A 20,955-nucleotide genomic window follows, 5' to 3' on the forward strand; every position below is an offset into this window, starting at 1 on the left:
CGTGTCACACCGCGACGTCGAGGAAGTCCTCGTGCTGCGCCAGTCGCTGCGGACTGAACACCAGCCAGGGCTGCGCGCGATTGAATACGCCATAAATGAAGGGCTGGATGGCCGCTTCCAGGGGCGGCACCTGCTCGGAGAAGGTCTCGACCGGGAAGTGCTGCATGCCGAACACTTCATCCACGACCAGGCCGGAAAACACGTCCTGATGCTCCACCACCAGCACCCGGCGCTGCTTGCGCTGGGCGCTCAGTTCCTCGCCGAAGAAACCGCACAGATCGATCAGCGGCAACAGGCGCCCGCGTACGTTGGCCACTCCCCTGACCCAGGGCTTCACCCCGGGCAACTGGGTGTGGCGCGGCTCGTGCAGGATTTCCCCCACCTCACCCATGGGCGAGACGAACAACCGCTCGCCCATGCGAAAACCGATCCCACTCCAGGTCTGCTGGGTTTCCTGCTGGGCCGGCAAGCCGGCCGCGAGCGTACGGCAGCGCTGATCGATGCCGAGAAGGAGATCGAAGGGAGTCGGTTGTCCGGACATGCCTGCCCTGCCGTGCCGGGAGTCGATGAGTTCGGTGCGGACGGCGTCAGCCGGCCAGCACCGCGTTCAGCGTCTTGAGCAGGGTTGCCTCGTCCACCGGCTTGGTCAGGTAGTCGCGCGCACCCTGGCGCTTGCCCCAGACCTTATCGGTTTCCTGATCCTTGGTGGTGACGATGATCACCGGAATGTGACTGGTTTCCTCGTCCTTGGTCAGTTGGCGGGTGGCCTGGAAGCCATTCAGCCCCGGCATGACCACATCCATCAGCACGGCGTCGGGCTTTTCCTGGCGGGCCAGGGCCACGCCATCGGCGCCGTTCTCGGCCTTGAGCACCTGATGCCCATTCTTTTCGAGCATCTCGGTCAGCTTGTACATCTCGGTCGGAGAGTCATCAACAATCAGAATGCGAGCCATGGTGTTCCCCATACGAAATAACTACGGTCCGTCGCAGGACTCAGGATACCTGTTCACTCGGCACGAACTCCGGCACGTGGGCCTTGATCGCACCCAGCAACTCTTCCTTGCTGAACGGTTTGGTGAGGTATTGATCCGAGCCGACGATCCGCCCCTTCGCCTTGTCGAACAGGCCGTCCTTGGACGAGAGCATGATCACCGGCGTGGATTTGAAGGCGCTGTTGTTCTTGATCAGCGCACAGGTCTGATAGCCGTCCAGACGCGGCATCATGATGTCGACAAAGATGATGTTCGGGTGGGTGTCGGCAATCTTGGCCAGGGCATCAAAACCGTCCACAGCGGTGATGACCTCGCAACCGACCTTCTTCAGCAGGGTTTCCGCGGTGCGGCGAATCGTCTTCGAGTCGTCGATCACCATCACTTTCAAACTGCCGGAATGCTGTTCCATTATCGCCCTACCATTGCCTCGGTGAGTCGTTATCGTTGCGCTTCGCCTGCGCCTGAGACCGGTCTACGACAGGGCTTCTACCCTGCCGCCGGCCTTTGTAGCACAGGACCCGGACGGCAATCCACAGAGCAGATCACCCTGCGGATTCAACCTTGACCGAGGGCAACTCCGGCGCCACCCTTGACGCCCTTGCGCCGGTCACCCCGTTGGCGACCGGCCGTCACGCTGCAGAGGAACCCTAATGAGCACTCGTCTCGGGATCGTCATGGACCCCATCGCGTCCATCACCTTCAAGAAGGACAGCTCCCTGGCCATGTTGCTGGCTGCCCAGTCGCGCGGCTGGACGCTGTTCTACATGGAGCAGCAGGATCTGTATCAGCGCGGCAGCCAGGCCCGCGCCCGGGTGCGGCCACTGCGCGTGTTCAACGACCCGCAACGCTGGCACGAACTGGATGCCGAGCAGGACATCGCGCTCAACGAGCTCGATGTGATCCTGATGCGCAAGGACCCGCCCTTCAACAGCGAATACGTGTACGCCACCTACCTGCTGGAACTGGCCGAGAAAGCCGGCAGCCTGGTGGTCAACAGCCCGCGCAGCCTGCGCGACTGCAACGAGAAGTTCTTTGCCACCCAGTTCCCGCAATGCACGCCGCCGACCCTGGTGAGCCGGCGCGCGGACATTCTGCGAGAGTTCGCCCGCGAGCACCGTGACGTCATCCTCAAACCGCTGGACGAGATGGGCGGCGCCTCGATCTTCCGGCACCGCGAGGGCGACCCGAACCTGTCGGTGATCCTCGAGGTGCTCACCGAGCATGGCAGCCGGCAGATCATGGCGCAGCGCTACATTCCCGAAATCAAGGATGGCGACAAGCGCATCCTGATGATCGACGGCGAGCCGGTGCCCTATTGCCTGGCGCGCATCCCGGCGCAGGGCGAGACGCGGGGCAATCTGGCCGCCGGCGGCCGAGGCGAACCGCGTCCGCTGACCGAGCGCGACCGCGAGATTGCCGCCCTGGTCGGCCCCGAACTGCGCAAGCGCGGCCTGCTGTTCGTCGGCCTGGACGTGATCGGCGACTACCTCACAGAAATCAACGTGACCAGCCCGACCTGCATCCGCGAGATCGACGCGGCCTACGACACGCGCATCGGCGAGCGCCTGATGGACGCCATCGCCAGCCGTCTGGGTCGCGGCTGAGCGGACAACGGCCACTGACCGGAAGCGCTGCCTGGTTCATGGACTTTTGGACCATCACTGGGCAGACTTCCGGGGTTTCCACGGCGCCGCTTACTCAATGACCGCAGCCATCACCCCCACCCTCGAACCGCCTCGAGTTCGCCCCGCCGACCGACTGGGCTTCACCCTGTTCCTGGCGGTGGCGCTGCACGTCGCGCTGATCTTCGGCCTGGGCTTCACGCTGGCCAAGCCCAGCGAAGTCAGTAAATCGCTGGAAATCACCCTGTCCACTTTCAAGAGCGAGGAGGCCCCGAAACAGGCCGACTTCCTTGCCCAGGACAACCAGCAGGGCAGCGGCACGCTGGAACACAAGGCGGCGCCCAAGACCACCGAGATCGCGCCGTTCCAGGACACCGAGATCAACAAGGTCACTCCGCCGCCCGCCGCGCCGCCGGAAGTGCCGCGCGAGGCGCCCAAGGCCGCCGTGGCTACCCGCGCGCCCCAGCGGGAGAAGACCCCGGTGCAGGCCGAACTGCAGAAGACCGAGCAGCGCCGCCCGGCACCGGAATTCGACAGCTCGCAGCTGTCCGCCGAGATCGCCAGCCTGGAGGCCGATCTGGCGCTGGAACAGCAACGCTACGCCAAGCGGCCGAAAATCCACCGCCTGAACGCCGCCTCGACCATGCGCGACAAGGGCGCCTGGTACAAGGACGAGTGGCGCCGCAAGGTGGAACGCATCGGCAACCTCAACTATCCCGACGAGGCGCGCCGCCAGCAGCTGTACGGCAGCCTGCGCCTGCTGGTGTCGATCCGCCGCGACGGCTCGCTGTACGAGGTACAGGTGCTGGAATCCTCCGGCCAGCCAGTGCTCGACCAGGCCGCCATGCGCATCGTCCACCTGGCCGCCCCGTACGCACCCTTCACTGGCGATCTGGCCGAGTTCGATCGCCTGGAGATCATCCGCACCTGGCGCTTCGAACGCGGCGATCGGCTCTCCAGCCAGTAGCCCGCCCCCAGCAGGGCATCCCGCCACGCCCGCTTTCGCGGGGCGGTTCCAGCCGCGATGCCTTTTCGCTTTTCGCCATGCTTGCCGCCCCTGCCGCGAAGGCCGACACTTACGGCCATGAACACCACCGATACCTACCTGAAGAATCAGTTGCTGATCGCCATGCCGCATCTGGCCGACCCGAACTTCGCCCAGACGCTGATCTACCTGGTCGAGCACAACGAGCATGGCGCCATGGGACTGGTCATCAACCGTCCCAGCGGCCTTGAGCTGGCCGATATCATCGAGCAGCTGCGCCCCGAACAACCCCCGGCACCGGACAGTTACGAGCAGCCGGTATTCAGCGGCGGCCCGGTGCAGACCGACCGTGGTTTCGTGCTGCACGACAGCGGCTGGCAGTACCAGGCCACCCTTGATCTTGGCGAACTGGCGCTGTCCACCTCGCTGGATGTGCTCTACGCCATTGCCGATGGCCATGGCCCGCGCCGCAGCCTGATCACCCTTGGCTACGCTGGCTGGGACGCCGGCCAGCTGGAGACCGAGATCACCGAGAACGCCTGGCTGCACTGCCCGTGCGACGCGCGCCTGCTGTTCGAGCTGCCGGCCGAGCAGCGTCTTGCTGCGGCGGCCGCCTCGCTGGGCATCGACCTCAACCTGCTGAGCAGCCAGGCGGGGCACGCATGAGCGAGAACCTGCGGCTGGTCATGGGCTTCGATTACGGCACCAAGCAGATCGGCGTGGCGGTGGGCCAGGCCATCACCGGCCAGGCCCGCGAACTCTGCGTACTCAAGGCACAGAACGGCGTGCCCGACTGGACGCGCGTCGAGGCGCTGATCAAGGAATGGCAACCCGATGCCATCGTGGTCGGCCTGCCGCTGAACATGGACGGCACGCCCAGCGACATGAGCGAACGCGCCGAGAAGTTCGCCCGCCGCCTGCACGGCCGCTTCAACCTGCCGGTACATACCCACGATGAACGCCTGACCACCTTCGAGGCCAAGGGCCAGCGCCTGCGCGAGGGCCAGCGCGGTGGCTACCGGGATCGCCCGGTGGACGCCCTGGCCGCCGCCCTGCTGCTGGAAGGCTGGCTCGAAGCCCGGGGATAACTCTTCTCGGCCTGCGGGCCGCCTTCAAGGAGCGACCATGACCCTTCCGAATCCCGCCGAACTGCTGCCGCGCATGGCCCGCGACCTGCGCGCCCACCTCGCCGCACGGCAGATCAGCGAACCCCGCTTCATCGGCATCCAGACCGGCGGCCTGTGGGTCGCCCAGGCGCTGCTCGACGAACTCGGCGAACCCGGCCCGCTGGGCGCGCTGAACGTGTCCTTCTACCGCGACGACTTCAGCCGCACCGGCCTGCATCCCCAGGTGGGCCCCTCCAACCTGCCGTTCGAGATAGAGGGCCAGCACCTGGTGCTGATCGACGACGTGCTGATGAGCGGCCGCACCGTGCGCGCCGCGCTCAACGAGCTGTTCGACTATGGCCGCCCGGCCAGCGTGACCCTGGTCTGCCTGCTCGACCTGGACGCCCGCGAGCTGCCGATCCGTGCGGATGTGCTCGGCGCCACCCTGTCGCTGGCCCCCGATGAGCGCGTAAAATTGCTCGGCCCCGCGCCGCTCGTCCTCGAGCGACAGATGCTTGCATCCCACTGAGACCCCGAACGATGCCGACCGCCGCTATCAAGCGCCCGCTGCAGCTCAATGACCTTGGGCAGCTGCGCCATTTCCTGTCCCTCGACGGCCTGTCCGGCGAGCTGCTCACCGAGATCCTCGACACCGCCGATTCCTTCCTGGAAGTCGGCGCCCGCGCGGTGAAGAAGGTCCCGCTGCTGCGCGGCCGCACCGTGTGCAACGTGTTCTTCGAGAACTCCACGCGCACGCGCACCACCTTCGAACTGGCTGCCCAGCGGCTGTCGGCCGACGTCATCACCCTGAACGTCTCCACCTCCTCGACCAGCAAGGGCGAGACGCTGTTCGACACCCTGCGCAACCTGGAAGCCATGGCCGCCGACATGTTCGTGGTGCGCCATGCCGATTCCGGTGCCGCGCACTTCATCGCCGAACACGTCTGCCCCGAGGTGGCGATCATCAACGGCGGCGATGGCCGCCACGCGCACCCGACCCAGGGCATGCTCGACATGCTGACCATCCGCCGCCACAAGGGCGACTTCGCCAACCTCTCGGTGGCCATCGTCGGCGACATCCTGCACTCGCGGGTGGCGCGCTCCGACATGCTCGCCCTGCGCGCCCTGGGCTGTCAGGACATCCGCGTGATCGGCCCGCGCACCCTGTTGCCCATCGGCCTGGAGGAAAACTACGGCGTGCGGGTGTTCACCAGCCTGAGCGAAGGGCTGAAGGATGTCGACGTGGTGATCATGCTGCGCCTGCAGCGCGAGCGCATGCAGGGCGGCCTGCTGCCCAGCGAGGGCGAGTTCTACCGCCTGTACGGCCTGAGCACCCAGCGTCTGGCGCTGGCCAAGCCGGATGCCATCGTCATGCACCCGGGGCCGATCAACCGCGGCGTGGAGATCGAATCCGCCGTGGCCGACGGCGCCCAGTCGGTGATCCTCAACCAGGTCACCTACGGCATCGCCATCCGCATGGCGGTCATGTCCATGGCGATGAGCGGCCAGGCCGCCCAGCGCCAGCTCGAATCCGAAACCGCTTCCGAGGAGCAGAACTGATGTCCTCCACCCGTATCCTCGGTGCTCGCGTCATCGACCCGGCCAGCGGCCTGGACCGGGTCACCGACCTCTATCTGGATGCCACCAAGATCGTCGCCATCGGCGAGGCGCCGGCCGGTTTCACAGCCAGCCAGACCCTGGATGCCAGCGGACTGATCGCCGCGCCGGGCCTGGTCGACCTGTCCGTAGCCCTGCGCGAGCCGGGCTACGGTCGCAAGGGCAACATCGCCAGCGAGACCCTGGCCGCCGCCGCCGGGGGCGTCACCAGCCTGTGCTGCCCGCCGCTGACCCGCCCGGTGATGGATACCGCCGCGGTGGTCGACCTGGTGCTGGAGCGCGCCCAGGAAGCCGGTCACGCCAAGGTGTTCCCCATCGGCGCCCTGACCAAGGGCCTGGGCGGCGAGCAGCTGGCCGAGCTGGTCACCCTGCGCGACGCCGGTTGCGTGGCCTTCGGCGATGGCCTGACCGACATGCCCAACACCCGCAACCTGCGTCGGGCCATGGAATATGCCGCCACCTTCGACCTGACCCTGGTGCTGCACAGCCAGGATGCCGCGCTGGCCGAAGGCGGCCTGGCCCACGAAGGCCCGACCGCCAGCTTCCTCGGCCTGGCCGGCATTCCGGAAAGCGCCGAAACCGTTGCCCTGTCCCGCCAGTTGCTGCTGGTGGAACAGTCCGGCGTGCGCGCGCACTTCACCCAGCTGACCAGTGCCCGGGGCGTGGAAATGATCGCGCAGGCCCAGGCCCGCGGCCTGCCGGTGAGCGCCGACGTGGCGCTGTACCAGCTGATCCTCACCGACGAGGCGCTGGCCGGCTTCTCCAGCCTCTACCATGTGCAGCCGCCGCTGCGCTCGCGCGCCGACCGCGACGCCCTGCGCGAGGCGGTGAAAAGCGGTGTGGTGCAGGCGATTGCCAGTCATCACCAGTCCCACGATCTGGACGCCAAGCTGGCGCCCTTCGCCGCCACCGAGCCGGGCATCAGCAGCGTGGAATTACTGCTGCCGCTGGCCATGACGCTGGTGGAGGACGGCCTGCTGGATCTGCCGACCCTGCTGGATCGCCTGAGCTGGGGCCCGGCGCGGGCGCTGCAGCTGCCCGCCGGCCGCTTGGCTGTGGGCGCCCCGGCCGACCTGCTGCTGTTCGATCCGGCCAGCAGCACGCTGGCCGGTGAAAGCTGGTACTCCAAGGGGCAAAACTGCCCGTTCTTCGGCCACTGCCTGCCCGGCAAGGTGCGCTACACCCTGATGGACGGGCGGATCAGCTACCAGGGTTGAGTCAGGTGCCCCCCCCTGTGGGAGCGAATTCATTCGCGAGCTTTCAGGCCACACCCGGAAGCTCGCGGACAAAACCGCTCCCACAGTACGGGCGTTGGGTTTCAGCCCCACAGCCGATTGCGTTCGGAAATCTGCTGGTTCAGTGTCCAGAAGTCGTAGAGCACCCCAATCAGGAAAAAGCCACCGGTCAGCAGATAGAGCAGGCCGGTGATCCACTTGCCCTGGTACATCCGGTGCACGCCGAACACGCCGAGGAAGGTCAGCAGGATCCAGGCGATGTTGTAGTCCAGCCGCCCGGAGTTGAAGCGCAGGTCCGCCTGGCGATCCATCGAAGGGATCAGGAACAGGTCGATGATCCAGCCGACGAACAGCAGGCCAAGGGTGAAGAACCAGATCGTCCCGGTGATCGGCTTGCCGTAATAGAAGCGGTGCGAGCCGAGGAAGCCAAAGATCCAGAGCAGATAACCGATGACCTTGCTGTGGGTGTCGTGATAGCGCATGGGCGTGTCCCCTGACGGAATGGATCGGGCTCAGCCTAACCCATCGGCGCGCACGTTGCGCCCTCAGCGCGCCAACGGCAGCTGGACGACATTGCCGTACTGCGGCGCCGGCGCGCAGCGCTGCAGGGAGCGCAACAGCTCCTCGACCTCCTCCCGCTGCTGCGCCAGTTGCTCGGCATAGCGGCCCAGCATCTGCCCGCGCGTGCGGGCCTGACGGCTGGCCTGGGCCAGGGCGCGCATTTCCAGCAGCTGTTGTTCGAGCAGCTGCTTGCGCTCCTGATTGAACTGCAGCAGCGGCAACAGCACCTCGGCTTCCCAGCGCTCGATGGCGCCTCGCAGGCGCCGATGCAGATCGACCACCGACTGCGCCAGGGTGCCCAGGAAGCGACGGGTCAGACTGTGCTGCTCGGTCAACAGCGTGCTGGGCCGCAGGCGAAAATGGTCGGCCCGCAGCCGCAGTTGCTGCAGCTCACGGGCAAAGGCCTCCAGTTCCAGACGCGGCGCATCCACCGCCATCAGCGGGTACGCCTCGTTATGCCGGCGATAGATGGCCGCCACGGTGCGGTCCGCCATGGCAGCCTCGTTGCGCAGGTGGTCCAGGTCGGACTCCAGCAGGCTGAAGAAGCCCACGATGCCCTGGTTGATGCCCAGTGTTGTCCAGCTGCCCAACAGGCGCTCGCGCACCGCCAGCAAATGCTGCTCCAGCCGCTCGGGACCGATGGCCTGACGCAACAGCTCGGCCTGCCGGCGCAACAGGTTCTGCTGACCGCGCAGGGCAATCAGCCCCTTGTGGTGTTCGGCATGCTCGGCGCGCGCCCGCTCACCCAGCTCGGCGAGCACCGCGTCCTGGTCACGCTCCTGCGCCGCCAGCTGCCGCTGCTGGTCAGCCACCCGTGCAATGCGCTGCGCCAGCAGCGCCTCGCTGGCCACCAGCATCTCGCGCAGCGGCGCCACCACCTGCTCGTCGACCAGCCGCCCCCGGTCGGCAACCAGGCGCTCGTCCAGCAGCGACTCCAGTTCGGCAAAGCGGCTGCGCGCCAGCAAACGGGCATCGTTGCGCACCCGGGCCAACAGCCCCTGGCGGGCGGACAGGGGCACCACCTGCTCGACGCCCAGCCCCAGTTGCTCCGCACTGTCGCGGCGCACCCGCTCCTGATTGGCGGCGATTTCCTCGGGCGCGAGCAGCTCGTCCTCCAGCACGTCGATCTTGTTGAGCAGCGCATACAGACGGCGCGGGCCGACGCGGTCCAGGCCACGCACATGGCCGTCCCAGATGGCCAGGTCGCTGGCCGTCACGCCGCTATCGGCCGCCAGCAGGAAAAACACCACCTGGGCCTCCGGCAACATCGACAAGGTGAGCTCGGGCTCGCTGCCCAGGGCGTTCAGCCCGGGGGTATCGAGGATGCGCAGCCCCTTGCGCAGCAGCGGATGGTCGACGCTGGCCAGCGCGTGCCGCCAGGCCGGGACGCGCACGCGCTCCGCTTCCCCGCTCGGCTCCAGGGTGGCGGGGTCGAAGCCCAGGCGCAGCGCCTGCTCGCGGGAAACCGACTTGACCCGCGCCACCTCGGCGAAGGCGTCGGCCATGGCGGCGGGTTCCTGCGCATCCAGGTTGAAGGTCACCCAGGCCGCCGGCCGCTGGCGCAGCTCGGCCAGCGAGACCTCTTCCAGGCGGGTCTCGATGGGCAGCAGTCGCAGGTACGGACGTGCCGCCCGTGCATCGAAGAACAGCTCGGTGGGACACATGGTGGTGCGCCCGGGCTGCGAGGGCAGGATGCGCCGGCCACAACCGGCAAAGAACAGGGCGTTGATCAGCTCGGTCTTGCCCCGCGAGAACTCACCGACGAAGGCCAGCGTCAGTTGTTCACTGCGCAGCTGACGCAAGGCGCGCTCCAGGCGCGCCTCCAGCGCCGGCGTGGCCATTCGGTTGGCGGCCAGCCAGCTGCGATAGCGCACCAGTACGGCGGTCAACGCCCGCTTCCATTGCACGGAGGCATCGATCTGCTGGCCGAGGCGGTCCAGGCTCATGGCGGCATGTCCTTATGCGAAGAGGCATGCCGTGCATTATTGGCCAGCCGGGCGGGGCGTCCAGCGACTGGCGCACACCGTGACGGCTGTCGATCAACCCCGGGTGATCTGCAGCCCCTCCGGGAACCGCTGCGGCCTCGCGATGCGCACGCGCTTCTGGCGGTTCAGCTCGCCGCTTTCCAGACTGACCTGGTTCTTCGGCACGCCGAAGGCCTTGGCCAGGAAGGCCATGAGGTGAGCGTTGGCCTTGCCTTCCACCGGCGGGGCGGTGAGGCGGATCTTCAGGCGATCACCATGCAGGCCGGCGAATTCGTCCTTGCTGGCCTTGGGCTGCAGGTGCACGGCGAGGAGCAGGTCCTCGCCGTCCCAGCGGTACCAGTCCGTCACAGGAAGAACGCGATAGCCGATGGCATCAAGGTCATTTCCGCTAGGTTGAGGACCACGTACCTGTCCAGCAGGTGCAGCGCGATCAGGGCGAATATCGGGGAGATATCCACCACGCCCAGGTTGGGCATGAACCGGCGGATGGGTGCCAGCACCGGCTCGCAAATTTGCTGGACCAATTGCGCGGTGGGGTTGTAGGTGCGCGGCGCGACCCAAGAGAGAATCGCACTGACAATCAGAGAAAAGAAAAAGATTTTTAGGAACAGCGAAGCAACGCCAATCAGTGCCCAGGCCAGGAGATGTAGCAGGCTCCACGGCGTGCCATTGAGTGCCAAAATGACCAACATCAGCGCGAGCTGAACCAGCACCGCCAGCACCAGCGAAGCCAGGTCGATTCCGCCGAAACCGGGAATCACCCGGCGCAGCGGCATCAAGAGCGGCGAGGTGGCGCGCACGATGAACTGGCTGAGCGGGTTGTAGAAGTCGGCGCGCACCAGTTGCAGCACGAAGCGCAACAGCACGGCCAGCAGGTACAAGCCGCCCAGAGCGTGGATCAGAAAGGTGACAGCATCGACCAGACCATTACCGTTCATCAGAAGCTCCTTATTGACCCAGTTGTTCGGCCAGCTCGGCGGAACGAGCGGCGGCGGCGTTCAATGCCTGTTGCACGAGGGATTCGAAACCACCGGCCTGGAAAGCCTTGATGGCTGCTTCGGTGGTGCCGTTCGGCGAGGTGACCCGGCGACGCAGTTCGGCGGCGTCCACATCGCTTTCAGTGGCCATGCGCGCCGCGCCAAGCGCGGTCTGCAGGGTCAGCTGCGCGGCGGTTTCGCGTGGCAGACCAAGCTGCTCGCCGGCGGCGGTCATCGCCTCGATGAGCAGGAAGAAGTAGGCCGGGCCGCTGCCGGACACGGCGGTGACGGCGTCGATCAGCTTCTCTTCATCCAGCCACAGGGCCACGCCGACCGCCGACAGCAGTTGCTCGGCCTGGGCGCGCTGCGCCGCGCTGACCTGCGCATTGGCGAACAGCCCGCTGACGCCCTGGCGCAGCAGCGCCGGCGTGTTGGGCATGCAGCGCACGATCGGTCGATCGCCCAGCCACTGTTCGAGGCTGGCGCAGGGAATGCCCGCGGCGATGGAAACGATCAAAGGACTGCCGGTCAGGCTGGGCGCCAGCGCCTGGCACACGGCTTTCATGACCTGCGGCTTGACCGCCAGCACCACCACGTCAGCGCCAGCCACCGCCTCGGCGTTGTCGGCGCACAGGAAGATACCGTGCTCGGCGCCCAGACGGGCGCGCTGTTCGGCGCTGGGATCGCTGGCGCGGATGCGTTCGGCGGGCACGCCCTGGGCGCGCAGGCCGCCGATCAGGCTGGCGGCCATGTTGCCGGCGCCGATGAAGGCGATTCGAGGTTGGTTCATAACGGATTCCTTCAGGAGGGGCGCGCGGCGGAATAGTCGCGCGCGCCGAACAGCGCCGTGCCGATGCGCACCCAGGTGGCGCCTTCGGCGATGGCGGATTCGAGGTCGTGGCTCATGCCCATGGACAGGGTATCGAGCTCATAAGGTAGCCGGGCCTGCAGTTCGCGCAGGCGGGCGAAGGCGGCGCGCTGCTCGGCGGGATCGTCGGTCGGTTCGGGAATGGCCATCAGTCCGCGCAGACGCAGATGCGGCAAGGCCGCCACGGCGGCGGCCAGCGCCGGCAGCTCCTCCGGCGCGCAGCCCGACTTGCTGGCCTCGCCGCTGACATTCACCTGCAGGCAGATGTTCAGCGCCGGCAGCCCGGCCGGGCGCTGTTCGGACAGGCGCTGGGCGATCTTCAGGCGATCCACCGAATGCACCCAGGCGAAATGCTCGGCGATGGCCTTGGTCTTGTTCGACTGGATGGGGCCGATGAAATGCCAGCACAGCGGCAGATCGGCCAGCGCCTGCTGCTTGCCCAGGGCTTCCTGCAGGTAGTTCTCGCCAAAATCGCACTGGCCGCGGGCGTATGCGGCGCGGATCGCCTCGGCCGGCTGGGTCTTGCTCACCGCCAGCAGACCGATGCCGGCCGGGTCGCGCCCGACCCCTTGCGCCGCCTCACGGATCCGCGCGCGGACCTTTGCAATCTTCTCTTCTATCGTCGACATTACTGGCGCTCTGAGCCGGGCCCCGGAGGCTTGGCATTCTACCCGCTTGCCTGTGATTGGGGAGTCCCATGGATATTACCGAGCTGCTCGCCTTCAGCGCCAAACAGGGCGCGTCGGACCTGCACCTGTCGTCCGGTTTGCCGCCGATGATCCGCGTGGACGGCGATGTCCGGCGCATCAACCTGCCGGCCATGGACCACAAGCAGGTGCACGCGCTGATCTACGACATCATGAACGACAAGCAGCGCAAGGATTACGAGGAGTTCCTGGAAACCGACTTCTCCTTCGAAGTCCCCGGCGTAGCGCGCTTCCGGGTCAACGCCTTCAACCAGAACCGTGGCCCCGGCGCGGTGTTCCGCACCATTCCGTCCAAGGTGCTGACCATGGAAGACCTGGCCATGGGCGAGATCTTCAAGAAGATCGCCGACGTGCCGCGCGGGCTGGTGCTGGTCACCGGCCCCACCGGTTCGGGTAAGTCGACCACCCTGGCGGCGATGCTCGACTACATCAACAGCAACAAATACCAGCACATCCTCACCGTCGAGGACCCTATCGAATTCGTCCATGAATCCAAGAAGTGCCTGGTCAACCAGCGCGAGGTGCACCGCGACACCCTCGGCTTCAACGAAGCGCTGCGTTCGGCGCTGCGTGAGGACCCGGACATCATCCTGGTCGGCGAAATGCGCGACCTGGAAACCATCCGCCTGGCGCTGACCGCCGCGGAAACCGGTCACCTGGTGTTCGGCACCCTGCACACCACCTCGGCGGCCAAGACCATCGACCGTATCGTCGACGTGTTCCCGGCCGAGGAGAAATCCATGGTCCGCTCGATGCTCTCCGAGTCGCTGCAGGCGGTGGTCTCGCAGACCCTGCTGAAGAAGATCGGCGGCGGCCGGGTGGCGGCCCACGAGATAATGATCGGCACCCCGGCGATCCGTAACCTGATCCGCGAGGACAAGGTGGCGCAGATGTACTCGGCGATCCAGACCGGCGGCGCGCAGGGCATGCAGACCCTCGACGCCTGCCTGAAGAACCTGCTGGCCAAGGGCATGATCAGCCGCGACAGCGCCCGCGAAAAGGCCAAGTCGCCCGAGCATTTCTGAGCCAGCGGCGGCGCGATTCCGCAGGAGCGAATTCATTCGCGAGCTTCTGGCCACGGCCTGCAGCCTGGCCGACCGCCGAAAAGCTCGCGGACGAGTCCGCTCCCACGGCCCGACGCAGCTCCCGCTCGCGTAATTCTTAACGACAGGGATCATCCCCATGGAAATGGAACAACTGCTGCGCCTGATGGTGGAAAAAGGCGGCTCCGACCTGTTCATCACCGCCGGCGTGCCGCCGTCGATGAAGGTCAACGGGCGCATCCTGCCGGTGACCAAGGCCGCACTGTCCCCGGAAATGACCCGCGAGACCGTGCTCGGCACCATGAACGAGCAGCAGCGCCGCGAGTTCGCCGAGAACCACGAGTGCAATTTCGCCATCAGCGCGCGCGGCATCGGCCGTTTCCGGGTCAGCGCCTTCTACCAGCGCAATCTGGTGGGCATGGTGCTGCGGCGTATCGAGACCAACATTCCTACGCTGGACGACCTCAAGCTGCCCGAGGTGCTGAAGAAGCTGTCGCTCTCCAAGCGCGGCCTGATCCTGTTCGTCGGCGCCACCGGCACTGGCAAGTCCACCTCGCTGGCGGCGATGATCGGCCACCGCAACAAGAACTCCAGCGGCCACATCATCACCATCGAAGACCCGATCGAGTACATCCACCAGCACCAGAACTGCATCGTCACCCAGCGCGAGGTCGGCATCGACACCGAGTCCTTCGAGGTGGCACTGAAGAACACCCTGCGCCAGGCGCCGGACGTGATCCTCATCGGCGAGGTGCGCACCCGCGAGACCATGGACTACGCCGTGGCCTTCGCCGAAACCGGCCACCTGTGCCTGGCCACCCTGCACGCCAACAACGCCAACCAGGCGCTGGACCGCATCATCAACTTCTTCCCCGCCGACCGGCAGCAGCAGGTGTGGATGGACCTGTCGCTCAACCTGCGCGCCATCGTCGCCCAGCAACTGGTGCCGACCCCGGACGGCAAGGGCCGCCGCGCGGTGATCGAGGTGCTGATCAATACGCCGCTGGCCGCCGACCTGATCCGCAAGGGCGAGGTGCACGAACTGAAGTCGCTGATGAAGCGCTCCACCGAGCAGGGCATGCAGACCTTCGACCAGGCGCTCTATCAGCTGTATACCCAGGGCGAGATCACCTACCAGGACGCGCTGGCCCACGCCGACTCGTCGAACGACCTGCGCCTGATGATCAAGCTCGGTTCGGAAACCGACGGCGAGCACCTGAGCGCCACCAGCCAGAAACTCAGCCTGGCGCCCAGCGACGACGACTTCCGGTAGGGCGGTCGGCGCTTTCCCGGCCGCCGTTAGGCGCTCAGGCCTGCACGGATGTCCGAGCTCCCCAACGAAAAAACCCACCTCACGGTGGGTTTTTTCATTCACGGCACCGACTCAGATGGGGCGGCTACCGTACTTGCTGTCCGGCTTCTTCGGCGGATCGGCGACGACGTTGGGCTCGATTTCCTGAACCCGGCCACCACGCGCGAGGAATTCTTCCATGGCGCGGGCCAGCGCATCACGCTCCTTCTGCTTGGCCTCCACGCTGGGAAGCTCTTCAGGATCGACCGCCTGCTTGACCTTCTTGCTGGTGGGGGCAGGTGCCTCGACGTCATCGTCGCCGTCAATCTCCTCGGCGGCGCTCAGCTCCTCGCCTTCCTCCTCGTCGGTGGTTTCCAGTTCGTCCTGTTCGAGATCTTCGTCGCTCATATTCACCTCATGTCTTGCTCGAAGTCGGGTAGTTATAGCCCAGACAAAAAAAATTTCGACTTCGCCTAAAGCAGCAGTCACGCGTGCTCGCTGACGCACCCTGTGCGTGCCGGCTGGCGATTTTGGCGCGCATTCTAGCGTGGCGACGGAAAAAACAAAGGGCGCCCGAAGGCGCCCTTTGTCAGAGAGTACGACTCAGCGCGTGCTGGTGAACTCCGGGTAGGCCTCCAGGCCACATTCAGCCACGTCCACCCCCTCGTATTCCTCTTCCTCGGTGACGCGCAGGCCCATCACAGCCTTGATGATTGCCCACACGATCAGGCTGGCGAAGAACACCCAGGCGAAGATGCACACCACGCCCAGCAACTGCGCACCGAAGGTGGCGTCGGCGTTGGTGGCCGGCACGATCAGGCAACCCCAGATACCGACCACGCCGTGCACGGAAATGGCGCCGACCGGATCATCGATCTTCAGGCGGTCCAGGCCGAGGATGCTGAACACCACCAGTACACCCCCCACGGCACCGATCAGCATGGCTTGCTCAGCGCTCGGGGTCAGCGGTTCGGCGGTGATGGCCACCAGGCCGGCCAGCGCCCCGTTGAGGATCATGGTCAGGTCGGACTTGCCAAACAGCAGGCGCGCGGTGATCAACGCGGCCACCAGGCCACCGGCGGCGGCCAGGTTGGTGTTGACGAACACCTGGGCCACGGCATTGGCATCTTCGATGGTGCTCATCTTCAGCTGCGAGCCGCCGTTGAAGCCGAACCAGCCCATCCACAGGATGAAGGTGCCGAGCGTAGCCAGCGGCAGGTTGGCGCCGGGGATGGCGTTGATCTGGCCATTGGGGCCGTACTTGCCCTTGCGGGCGCCCAGCAGCAGCACACCGGCCAGGGCAGCGGAGGCACCGGCCATGTGGACCAGGCCGGAGCCGGCGAAGTCGGAGAAGCCGGCGGCGTCCAGGAAACCGCCGCCCCACTTCCAGAAGCCCTGGATCGGGTAGATGAAGCCGGTCATCACCACCGCGAAGGCGATGAAGGCCCACAGCTTCATGCGCTCGGCCACGGCGCCGGACACCACCGACATGGCGGTGGCGGCGAACACGATCTGGAAGAAGAAGTCGGCGCGGGCAGCATAGTAGGGAGCGTCTTCCCCGCCGGCGGCGACCACGTCAACGGCGTTCTCGTCGCCGATCAGAAAGCCCAGGCTCGGCAGGATGCCGCCTTCCGGGCTGGAGTACATGATGTAGTAGCCAACCAGCAGGTACATGATGGAGGCCACGGAATACAGCACGATGTTCTTGGTGAGGATCTCGGCGGTGTTCTTGGCACGCACCAGACCCGATTCGAGCATGGCGAAACCGGCCGCCATCCACATCACCAGGGCACCGCAGATCAGGAAATAGAAGGTATCGAAGCCGTACTGGACGGGTATCAGGGCACTGCTTTCCATTGTGTTGTTCCTTGCTGTTGCGCGTCAGGCGCGCTTGAGGAAGGCGGCAGGCGGGGCCCACCGGGTGCCCGGCGCAAGGCCGGGCACCGCTCGGCTTACAGGTTGTAGCCGCGCTCGTTGTGCAGGCTGAGGTCGAGGCCGATGGTCTCTTCTTCCTCGGTCACCCGCAGGCCCATGACCAGATCGATCACCTTGAGGATCACGTAGGTCAGGACACCGGTGTACACGACGGTGAACAGCACGCTTTCGGTCTGGATCCACAGCTGGGTGGCGATGCTCTCGATCTCGCCGAAGCCGCCCAGGGACTGGGCGCCGAAGGCACCGACCAGGATCGCGCCGACGATACCGCCGACACAGTGCACGCCGAAGACGTCCAGCGAGTCGTCGTAGCCCAGCTTGCGCTTGAGGCTGGTGGCACAGAAGAAGCAGATCACACCGGAAGCCAGACCGATCACCAGGGCGCCGACCGGGCCGACCGCGCCAGCGGCGGGGGTGATGGCCACCAGGCCCGCGACCACACCGGAGGCGATGCCCAGGGCGCTGGGTTTGCGGTGGGTGATCCACTCGGCGAACATCCAGGCCAGCGCAGCGGCGGCAGTGGCGATCTGGGTGACCAGCATGGCCATGCCGGCGGTTTCGTCAGCGGCGGCGGCGGAACCGGCGTTGAAGCCGAACCAGCCGATCCAGAGCATGGCGGCGCCCATCAGGGTATAGCCCAGGTGATGCGGGGCCATCGGGGTGGTCGGGAAGCCCTTGCGCTTGCCCAGCACCAGGCAGGCCACCAGGCCAGCGATACCGGCGTTGATGTGCACCACGGTGCCGCCGGCGAAGTCGATCACGCCTTCGTCCCACAGCAGGGCGCCGTCGCCACCCCAGACCATGTGGGCCATGGGGGCATAGACGATGGTGAACCACACGGCCATGAACACCAGCATGGCGGAGAACTTCATGCGCTCGGCGAAGGCACCGACGATCAGGGCCGGAGTGATGATCGCGAAGGTCATCTGGAAGGTGACGAATACGCTTTCCGGGAAGGCGCCGACCAGGGCGTCCTTGGTCAGGTTGCTGAGGAAGGCGTTGTCCAGGCTGCCGACGATGGAGTTGATGTTGAACACACCAGCTTCCATGCCTTCCGTGCTGAAGGCCAGGCTATAGCCGTAGGCGAACCAAAGGATGCTCATCAGACCAGTGATGGCGAAGCATTGCATCATCACCGAGAGCACGTTCTTGGAGCGCACCATGCCGGCGTAGAACAGCGCCAGGCCGGGGATGGTCATGAACAGCACCAGGGCGGTGGAGGTCAGCATCCAGGCGGTGTCGCCGGCATTCAGGGTGGCGGTTTCCTCCTGGGCCATGGCCAGGCTTGAGAAACCTAAAGACAACAGGGCGCCTAGCCCTGCGATTTTTCGCAGAGTCATGGTTGTTACTCCTGGGGCGGGGTGGGGTCGGAGGGGGCGTTAGATCGCGTCGGTGCCGGTTTCGCCGGTACGGATACGAATGGCCTGCTCCAGGTTCACGACGAAGATCTTGCCATCGCCGATCTTGCCGGTATTGGCCGCCTTGCTGATGGCTTCGATGACGCGGTCGAGCTGGTCATCGTCGATGGCCACTTCGATTTTCACCTTGGGCAGGAAGTCGACGACATATTCGGCGCCACGGTACAGCTCGGTGTGGCCCTTCTGCCGTCCGAAGCCCTTGACCTCGGTGACGGTGATGCCTTGAACACCGATGTCGGACAACGACTCGCGGACGTCGTCCAGTTTGAACGGCTTGATGATGGCAGTGACTAGTTTCATGAAACTTCTCCCGTTAGGTGGACTTGCCCCAGAAGTACTTAACCCCACGGCAAGTCTAAGCTCAGTGTCTGGCCTTTGGAACGCATCGCCGGCGCTGGCGCAGTCGTTTTCTTCTGTCCTGGAGCGCTGCGGTCGAAAGGCGGGCTCAGGTTCTGCATCAGTGCACGTGACACTTGGGATATAGCGAAAAGCTTGCCAGGTGCCTGCAAGCCACGGCCCACGCGGGCCGCAGCGATGGGCGCGGGCTGCCGACCGGCGGCGACGCACCAGGATGGAGCACGGCAGCCCGGCCCGGTGCGTCTTTTACGTGCACGGCCCTAGGCTTTGGTCGGAGCGGTGCCCGGCCCGTGGCCGCGGCTGCAGGATTCCCGGCCAGCCGTTCTGCGCTAAACTGCCCGCCGACTTTCCCTCAGGAGCCGCCCATGCTGCCGCCCAAAGCCTTGTTCGATGCCATCAGCAGCCAGGCTGCCCGCCTGATCGGCGAAACCTCGCTGCCGCCCGCGGAGCTGGAGTCTCGCCTCAAGGCCCTGCTGCAGAGCGCCTTCAGCAAGCTGGATCTGGTCAGTCGCGACGAGTTCGACAGCCAGATGGTCGTGCTGGCCCGTACTCGCGCCCGCCTGGAAGCCCTCGAAGCCCGCGTGGCGGAGCTGGAAGCGCAGCGCACCGAGCAGGCCTGAGCACGCAGCGCCCAATCCCCCCTGCAAGGATGCGGGGTGCCGTCAATCAAGGAGTGATGCATGTCTTTGGCCCTGGTCCATAGCCGCGCGCTGGTGGGTGTCGAGGCCCCTGCCGTCAGCGTGGAAGCCCACCTGGCCAACGGCCTGCCCTCGCTGACCCTGGTAGGCCTGCCGGAAACCAGCGTGCGCGAAAGCAAGGATCGCGTGCGCAGCGCCCTGCTCTGCTGCGGCTTCGAGTACCCGCAGCGACGCATCACGCTGTCCCTGGCGCCCGCGGACCTGCCCAAGGATGGCGGCCGCTTCGACCTGGCCATCGCCCTGGGCATTCTCGCCGCCAGCGGCCAGGTGCCCAACGAACCCCTCTGCCACTACGAATGCCTGGGCGAGCTGGCGCTGTCCGGCGAGCTGCGCCCGGTACGCGGCGTGCTGCCGGCCGCGCTGGCCGCGCGCGCAGCGGGGCGCAAGCTGATCGTCGCCGCGCAGAACGCCGAGGAAGCCAGCCTGGCCTCGGGGCTCGAGGTGTATGCGGTCGAGCACCTGCTGCAGCTGGCCGCGCACCTCACCGGCCAGGAACCGCTGGCGCCTTACCAGGCCCAGGGGCTGCTGCGCCAGACGCAACCCTATCCGGACCTCGCCGACGTGCACGGCCAGTTGGCCGCCAAGCGCGCCCTGCTGGTGGCCGCGTCTGGCGCCCACAACCTGCTGCTCAGCGGCCCGCCCGGCACCGGCAAGACGCTGCTGGCCAGCCGCCTGCCCGGGCTGCTGCCGCCGCTGGAGGAGTCCGAAGCCCTGGAGGTGGCCGCCATCCATTCGGTGGCCGCCCATACACCGCTGAGCCACTGGCCGCAGCGTCCGTTTCGCAATCCACACCACAGCGCCTCCGGCCCCGCTCTGGTGGGCGGCGGCAGCCGGCCGCGCCCCGGCGAGATCACACTCGCCCACCAGGGCGTGCTGTTTCTCGACGAGCTGCCCGAGTTCGATCGCAAGGTGCTGGAAGTGCTGCGCGAGCCGCTGGAAAGCGGCGAGATCGTCATTGCCCGCGCCACGGAAAAGCTGCGTTTTCCGGCGCGCTTCCAATTGGTCGCCGCCATGAATCCCTGTCCGTGCGGTTACCTGGGTGATGCCGGCGGGCGTTGCCGCTGCTCGCCGGAACAGGTGCAGCGCTACCGCAACAAGCTGTCGGGGCCGTTGCTGGATCGCATCGACCTGCACGTCACGGTGGCCCGCGAAACCACCCAGCTCGCCCCCACGGAGACCACGCCGCAAAGCACCCCGCAGGCGGCCGACCAGGTGGCCCGCGCGCGGGCGCGCCAGCAGGCCCGCCAGGGTTGCGCGAACGCCTTCCTCGACCTGCCGGGGCTGCGCCGGCATTGCGTGCTGGCGGACGAAGACCGCCTCTGGCTGGAAAAGGCCTGCGAACGCCTGGGACTCTCGCTGCGCTCGGCCCACCGACTGCTCAAGGTGGCGCGCACCCTGGCCGACCTGGAGGAAAGCGAACACATCGGCCGCCCGCACCTGGCCGAGGCGCTGCAATACCGTCAGGGGCACTCATAGACCGTAGGGTGGAAAACTCGCGCAGCGATTTTCCACCACGCCCCCCCTCGCCATGCGTCGGTGGAAAGCCTTCGGCGTTTTC

General features: G+C 66.4%; 24 protein-coding genes. 11 read left to right on the forward strand and 13 right to left on the reverse strand.

The window, feature by feature from the left end:
- Positions 1-4: 4 nt before the first annotated feature.
- From SF06_RS09930 to pilG, 3 genes are read right to left on the reverse strand one after another with little or no spacing between them, the layout of a single operon-like run.
- Positions 5-541, reverse strand: coding sequence for a chemotaxis protein CheW (locus tag SF06_RS09930; protein WP_027589105.1), 537 nt, complete (start codon positions 539-541; stop codon positions 5-7).
- Positions 542-587: 46 nt separating this feature from the next.
- The gene (gene pilH, locus SF06_RS09935; RefSeq protein ID WP_027589106.1) at positions 588-953 is read right to left on the reverse strand and encodes a twitching motility response regulator PilH; all 366 of its coding nucleotides are present in this window, start codon (positions 951-953) and stop codon (positions 588-590) included.
- Between the two features lie 40 nt (positions 954-993).
- On the reverse strand, positions 994-1,401 hold the full coding sequence (gene pilG, locus SF06_RS09940; RefSeq protein WP_027589107.1) for a twitching motility response regulator PilG: 408 nt from the start codon (positions 1,399-1,401) through the stop codon (positions 994-996).
- A gap of 241 nt (positions 1,402-1,642) precedes the next feature.
- Between pilG and gshB the strand changes: the two genes are divergently transcribed.
- The 7 genes from gshB (at position 1,643) to SF06_RS09975 (ending at position 7,539) form a co-directional block, all read left to right on the forward strand.
- The gene (gene gshB, locus SF06_RS09945) at positions 1,643-2,596 is read left to right on the forward strand and encodes a glutathione synthase (protein ID WP_027589108.1); all 954 of its coding nucleotides are present in this window, start codon (positions 1,643-1,645) and stop codon (positions 2,594-2,596) included.
- Positions 2,597-2,693: 97 nt separating this feature from the next.
- Complete coding sequence (locus SF06_RS09950) at positions 2,694-3,581, forward strand: energy transducer TonB (protein WP_039561133.1); 888 nt, start codon at positions 2,694-2,696, stop codon at positions 3,579-3,581.
- Between the two features lie 117 nt (positions 3,582-3,698).
- The gene (locus tag SF06_RS09955; protein WP_039561135.1) at positions 3,699-4,265 is read left to right on the forward strand and encodes a YqgE/AlgH family protein; all 567 of its coding nucleotides are present in this window, start codon (positions 3,699-3,701) and stop codon (positions 4,263-4,265) included.
- A complete protein-coding gene (ruvX, locus tag SF06_RS09960; protein WP_027589111.1) occupies positions 4,262-4,687 on the forward strand; it encodes a Holliday junction resolvase RuvX in 426 nt (141 codons plus the stop codon). Before SF06_RS09955 ends, ruvX begins: the two co-directional genes overlap by 4 nt.
- Before the next feature lie 37 nt (positions 4,688-4,724).
- On the forward strand, positions 4,725-5,234 hold the full coding sequence (gene pyrR / locus SF06_RS09965; protein WP_039561136.1) for a bifunctional pyr operon transcriptional regulator/uracil phosphoribosyltransferase PyrR: 510 nt from the start codon (positions 4,725-4,727) through the stop codon (positions 5,232-5,234).
- An 11-nt stretch (positions 5,235-5,245) separates the two neighbouring features.
- The gene (locus SF06_RS09970; RefSeq protein ID WP_027589113.1) at positions 5,246-6,265 is read left to right on the forward strand and encodes an aspartate carbamoyltransferase catalytic subunit; all 1,020 of its coding nucleotides are present in this window, start codon (positions 5,246-5,248) and stop codon (positions 6,263-6,265) included.
- Complete coding sequence (locus tag SF06_RS09975; RefSeq protein WP_039561137.1) at positions 6,265-7,539, forward strand: dihydroorotase; 1,275 nt, start codon at positions 6,265-6,267, stop codon at positions 7,537-7,539. The genes SF06_RS09970 and SF06_RS09975 overlap by 1 nt, the downstream gene beginning before the upstream one ends.
- Positions 7,540-7,640: 101 nt before the next feature.
- On the opposite strand, the gene SF06_RS09980 is transcribed toward SF06_RS09975, so the two are convergent.
- From SF06_RS09980 to SF06_RS10005, 6 genes are all read right to left on the reverse strand, one after another.
- Positions 7,641-8,039, reverse strand: coding sequence for an NINE protein (locus SF06_RS09980; protein ID WP_027589115.1), 399 nt, complete (start codon positions 8,037-8,039; stop codon positions 7,641-7,643).
- A 63-nt stretch (positions 8,040-8,102) separates the two neighbouring features.
- Positions 8,103-10,064 (reverse strand): dynamin family protein, encoded by a 1,962-nt coding sequence (locus tag SF06_RS09985; RefSeq protein ID WP_039561138.1) that lies wholly within the window; start codon positions 10,062-10,064, stop codon positions 8,103-8,105.
- Positions 10,065-10,157: 93 nt separating this feature from the next.
- Complete coding sequence (locus SF06_RS09990; protein ID WP_039561139.1) at positions 10,158-10,451, reverse strand: DUF167 domain-containing protein; 294 nt, start codon at positions 10,449-10,451, stop codon at positions 10,158-10,160.
- Entirely contained in the window at positions 10,448-11,041 is a 594-nt protein-coding gene (locus SF06_RS09995) for a YggT family protein (RefSeq protein WP_039561140.1), read from the reverse strand. Before SF06_RS09995 ends, SF06_RS09990 begins: the two co-directional genes overlap by 4 nt.
- 10 nt (positions 11,042-11,051) lie before the next feature.
- On the reverse strand, positions 11,052-11,870 hold the full coding sequence (proC, locus tag SF06_RS10000; protein ID WP_027589119.1) for a pyrroline-5-carboxylate reductase: 819 nt from the start codon (positions 11,868-11,870) through the stop codon (positions 11,052-11,054).
- Between the two features lie 11 nt (positions 11,871-11,881).
- Positions 11,882-12,577: a YggS family pyridoxal phosphate-dependent enzyme gene (locus SF06_RS10005; protein WP_039561142.1), complete on the reverse strand. Its 696-nt coding sequence runs from the start codon at positions 12,575-12,577 to the stop codon at positions 11,882-11,884.
- 68 nt (positions 12,578-12,645) lie between these two features.
- Here SF06_RS10005 and SF06_RS10010 point away from each other — a divergent pair, with 68 nt between their 5' ends.
- Positions 12,646-13,680, forward strand: a complete 1,035-nt coding sequence (locus tag SF06_RS10010) for a type IV pilus twitching motility protein PilT (protein ID WP_039561143.1) — start codon at positions 12,646-12,648, stop codon at positions 13,678-13,680.
- A 157-nt stretch (positions 13,681-13,837) separates the two neighbouring features.
- Positions 13,838-14,971 carry a PilT/PilU family type 4a pilus ATPase gene (locus tag SF06_RS10015; RefSeq protein WP_039561144.1) on the forward strand — a complete coding sequence of 378 codons (1,134 nt, stop codon included), beginning with the start codon at positions 13,838-13,840 and terminating at the stop codon, positions 14,969-14,971.
- A 111-nt stretch (positions 14,972-15,082) separates the two neighbouring features.
- On the opposite strand, the gene sutA is transcribed toward SF06_RS10015, so the two are convergent.
- The 4 genes from sutA to glnK all read right to left on the reverse strand — a co-directional run bounded on the left by sutA (position 15,083) and on the right by glnK (position 18,642).
- Entirely contained in the window at positions 15,083-15,397 is a 315-nt protein-coding gene (sutA, locus tag SF06_RS10020; RefSeq protein ID WP_027589123.1) for a dormancy-specific transcriptional regulator SutA, read from the reverse strand.
- A 195-nt stretch (positions 15,398-15,592) separates the two neighbouring features.
- On the reverse strand, positions 15,593-16,846 hold the full coding sequence (locus SF06_RS10025; protein WP_039561146.1) for an ammonium transporter: 1,254 nt from the start codon (positions 16,844-16,846) through the stop codon (positions 15,593-15,595).
- A gap of 95 nt (positions 16,847-16,941) precedes the next feature.
- Positions 16,942-18,264 carry an ammonium transporter gene (locus tag SF06_RS10030; protein ID WP_027589125.1) on the reverse strand — a complete coding sequence of 441 codons (1,323 nt, stop codon included), beginning with the start codon at positions 18,262-18,264 and terminating at the stop codon, positions 16,942-16,944.
- Between the two features lie 39 nt (positions 18,265-18,303).
- Entirely contained in the window at positions 18,304-18,642 is a 339-nt protein-coding gene (gene glnK, locus SF06_RS10035) for a P-II family nitrogen regulator (protein WP_027589126.1), read from the reverse strand.
- Positions 18,643-19,064: 422 nt separating this feature from the next.
- On the opposite strand from glnK, the gene SF06_RS10040 reads away from it, so the two are divergent.
- Both SF06_RS10040 and SF06_RS10045 read left to right on the forward strand, forming a co-directional pair.
- Positions 19,065-19,319 carry an accessory factor UbiK family protein gene (locus SF06_RS10040; RefSeq protein ID WP_027589127.1) on the forward strand — a complete coding sequence of 85 codons (255 nt, stop codon included), beginning with the start codon at positions 19,065-19,067 and terminating at the stop codon, positions 19,317-19,319.
- A 60-nt stretch (positions 19,320-19,379) separates the two neighbouring features.
- Positions 19,380-20,873 carry a YifB family Mg chelatase-like AAA ATPase gene (locus SF06_RS10045; protein WP_039561149.1) on the forward strand — a complete coding sequence of 498 codons (1,494 nt, stop codon included), beginning with the start codon at positions 19,380-19,382 and terminating at the stop codon, positions 20,871-20,873.
- Positions 20,874-20,955 lie beyond the last annotated feature (82 nt).

This window comes from Pseudomonas flexibilis, assembly GCF_000802425.1.
GTDB classification, from domain to species: domain Bacteria; phylum Pseudomonadota; class Gammaproteobacteria; order Pseudomonadales; family Pseudomonadaceae; genus Serpens; species Serpens flexibilis.

What these genes read in the sequence shown, in the direction of transcription:
- SF06_RS09930 (WP_027589105.1), bottom strand. Translation starts at nt 541, where the DNA reads ATGTCCGGACAACCGACTCCCTTCGATCTCCTTCTCGGCATCGATCAG.
- pilH (WP_027589106.1), bottom strand. Translation starts at nt 953, where the DNA reads ATGGCTCGCATTCTGATTGTTGATGACTCTCCGACCGAGATGTACAAG.
- pilG (WP_027589107.1), bottom strand. Translation starts at nt 1,401, where the DNA reads ATGGAACAGCATTCCGGCAGTTTGAAAGTGATGGTGATCGACGACTCG.
- gshB (WP_027589108.1), top strand. Translation starts at nt 1,643, where the DNA reads ATGAGCACTCGTCTCGGGATCGTCATGGACCCCATCGCGTCCATCACC.
- SF06_RS09950 (WP_039561133.1), top strand. Translation starts at nt 2,694, where the DNA reads ATGACCGCAGCCATCACCCCCACCCTCGAACCGCCTCGAGTTCGCCCC.
- SF06_RS09955 (WP_039561135.1), top strand. Translation starts at nt 3,699, where the DNA reads ATGAACACCACCGATACCTACCTGAAGAATCAGTTGCTGATCGCCATG.
- ruvX (WP_027589111.1), top strand. Translation starts at nt 4,262, where the DNA reads ATGAGCGAGAACCTGCGGCTGGTCATGGGCTTCGATTACGGCACCAAG.
- pyrR (WP_039561136.1), top strand. Translation starts at nt 4,725, where the DNA reads ATGACCCTTCCGAATCCCGCCGAACTGCTGCCGCGCATGGCCCGCGAC.
- SF06_RS09970 (WP_027589113.1), top strand. Translation starts at nt 5,246, where the DNA reads ATGCCGACCGCCGCTATCAAGCGCCCGCTGCAGCTCAATGACCTTGGG.
- SF06_RS09975 (WP_039561137.1), top strand. Translation starts at nt 6,265, where the DNA reads ATGTCCTCCACCCGTATCCTCGGTGCTCGCGTCATCGACCCGGCCAGC.
- SF06_RS09980 (WP_027589115.1), bottom strand. Translation starts at nt 8,039, where the DNA reads ATGCGCTATCACGACACCCACAGCAAGGTCATCGGTTATCTGCTCTGG.
- SF06_RS09985 (WP_039561138.1), bottom strand. Translation starts at nt 10,064, where the DNA reads ATGAGCCTGGACCGCCTCGGCCAGCAGATCGATGCCTCCGTGCAATGG.
- SF06_RS09995 (WP_039561140.1), bottom strand. Translation starts at nt 11,041, where the DNA reads ATGAACGGTAATGGTCTGGTCGATGCTGTCACCTTTCTGATCCACGCT.
- proC (WP_027589119.1), bottom strand. Translation starts at nt 11,870, where the DNA reads ATGAACCAACCTCGAATCGCCTTCATCGGCGCCGGCAACATGGCCGCC.
- SF06_RS10005 (WP_039561142.1), bottom strand. Translation starts at nt 12,577, where the DNA reads ATGTCGACGATAGAAGAGAAGATTGCAAAGGTCCGCGCGCGGATCCGT.
- SF06_RS10010 (WP_039561143.1), top strand. Translation starts at nt 12,646, where the DNA reads ATGGATATTACCGAGCTGCTCGCCTTCAGCGCCAAACAGGGCGCGTCG.
- SF06_RS10015 (WP_039561144.1), top strand. Translation starts at nt 13,838, where the DNA reads ATGGAAATGGAACAACTGCTGCGCCTGATGGTGGAAAAAGGCGGCTCC.
- sutA (WP_027589123.1), bottom strand. Translation starts at nt 15,397, where the DNA reads ATGAGCGACGAAGATCTCGAACAGGACGAACTGGAAACCACCGACGAG.
- SF06_RS10025 (WP_039561146.1), bottom strand. Translation starts at nt 16,846, where the DNA reads ATGGAAAGCAGTGCCCTGATACCCGTCCAGTACGGCTTCGATACCTTC.
- SF06_RS10030 (WP_027589125.1), bottom strand. Translation starts at nt 18,264, where the DNA reads ATGACTCTGCGAAAAATCGCAGGGCTAGGCGCCCTGTTGTCTTTAGGT.
- glnK (WP_027589126.1), bottom strand. Translation starts at nt 18,642, where the DNA reads ATGAAACTAGTCACTGCCATCATCAAGCCGTTCAAACTGGACGACGTC.
- SF06_RS10040 (WP_027589127.1), top strand. Translation starts at nt 19,065, where the DNA reads ATGCTGCCGCCCAAAGCCTTGTTCGATGCCATCAGCAGCCAGGCTGCC.
- SF06_RS10045 (WP_039561149.1), top strand. Translation starts at nt 19,380, where the DNA reads ATGTCTTTGGCCCTGGTCCATAGCCGCGCGCTGGTGGGTGTCGAGGCC.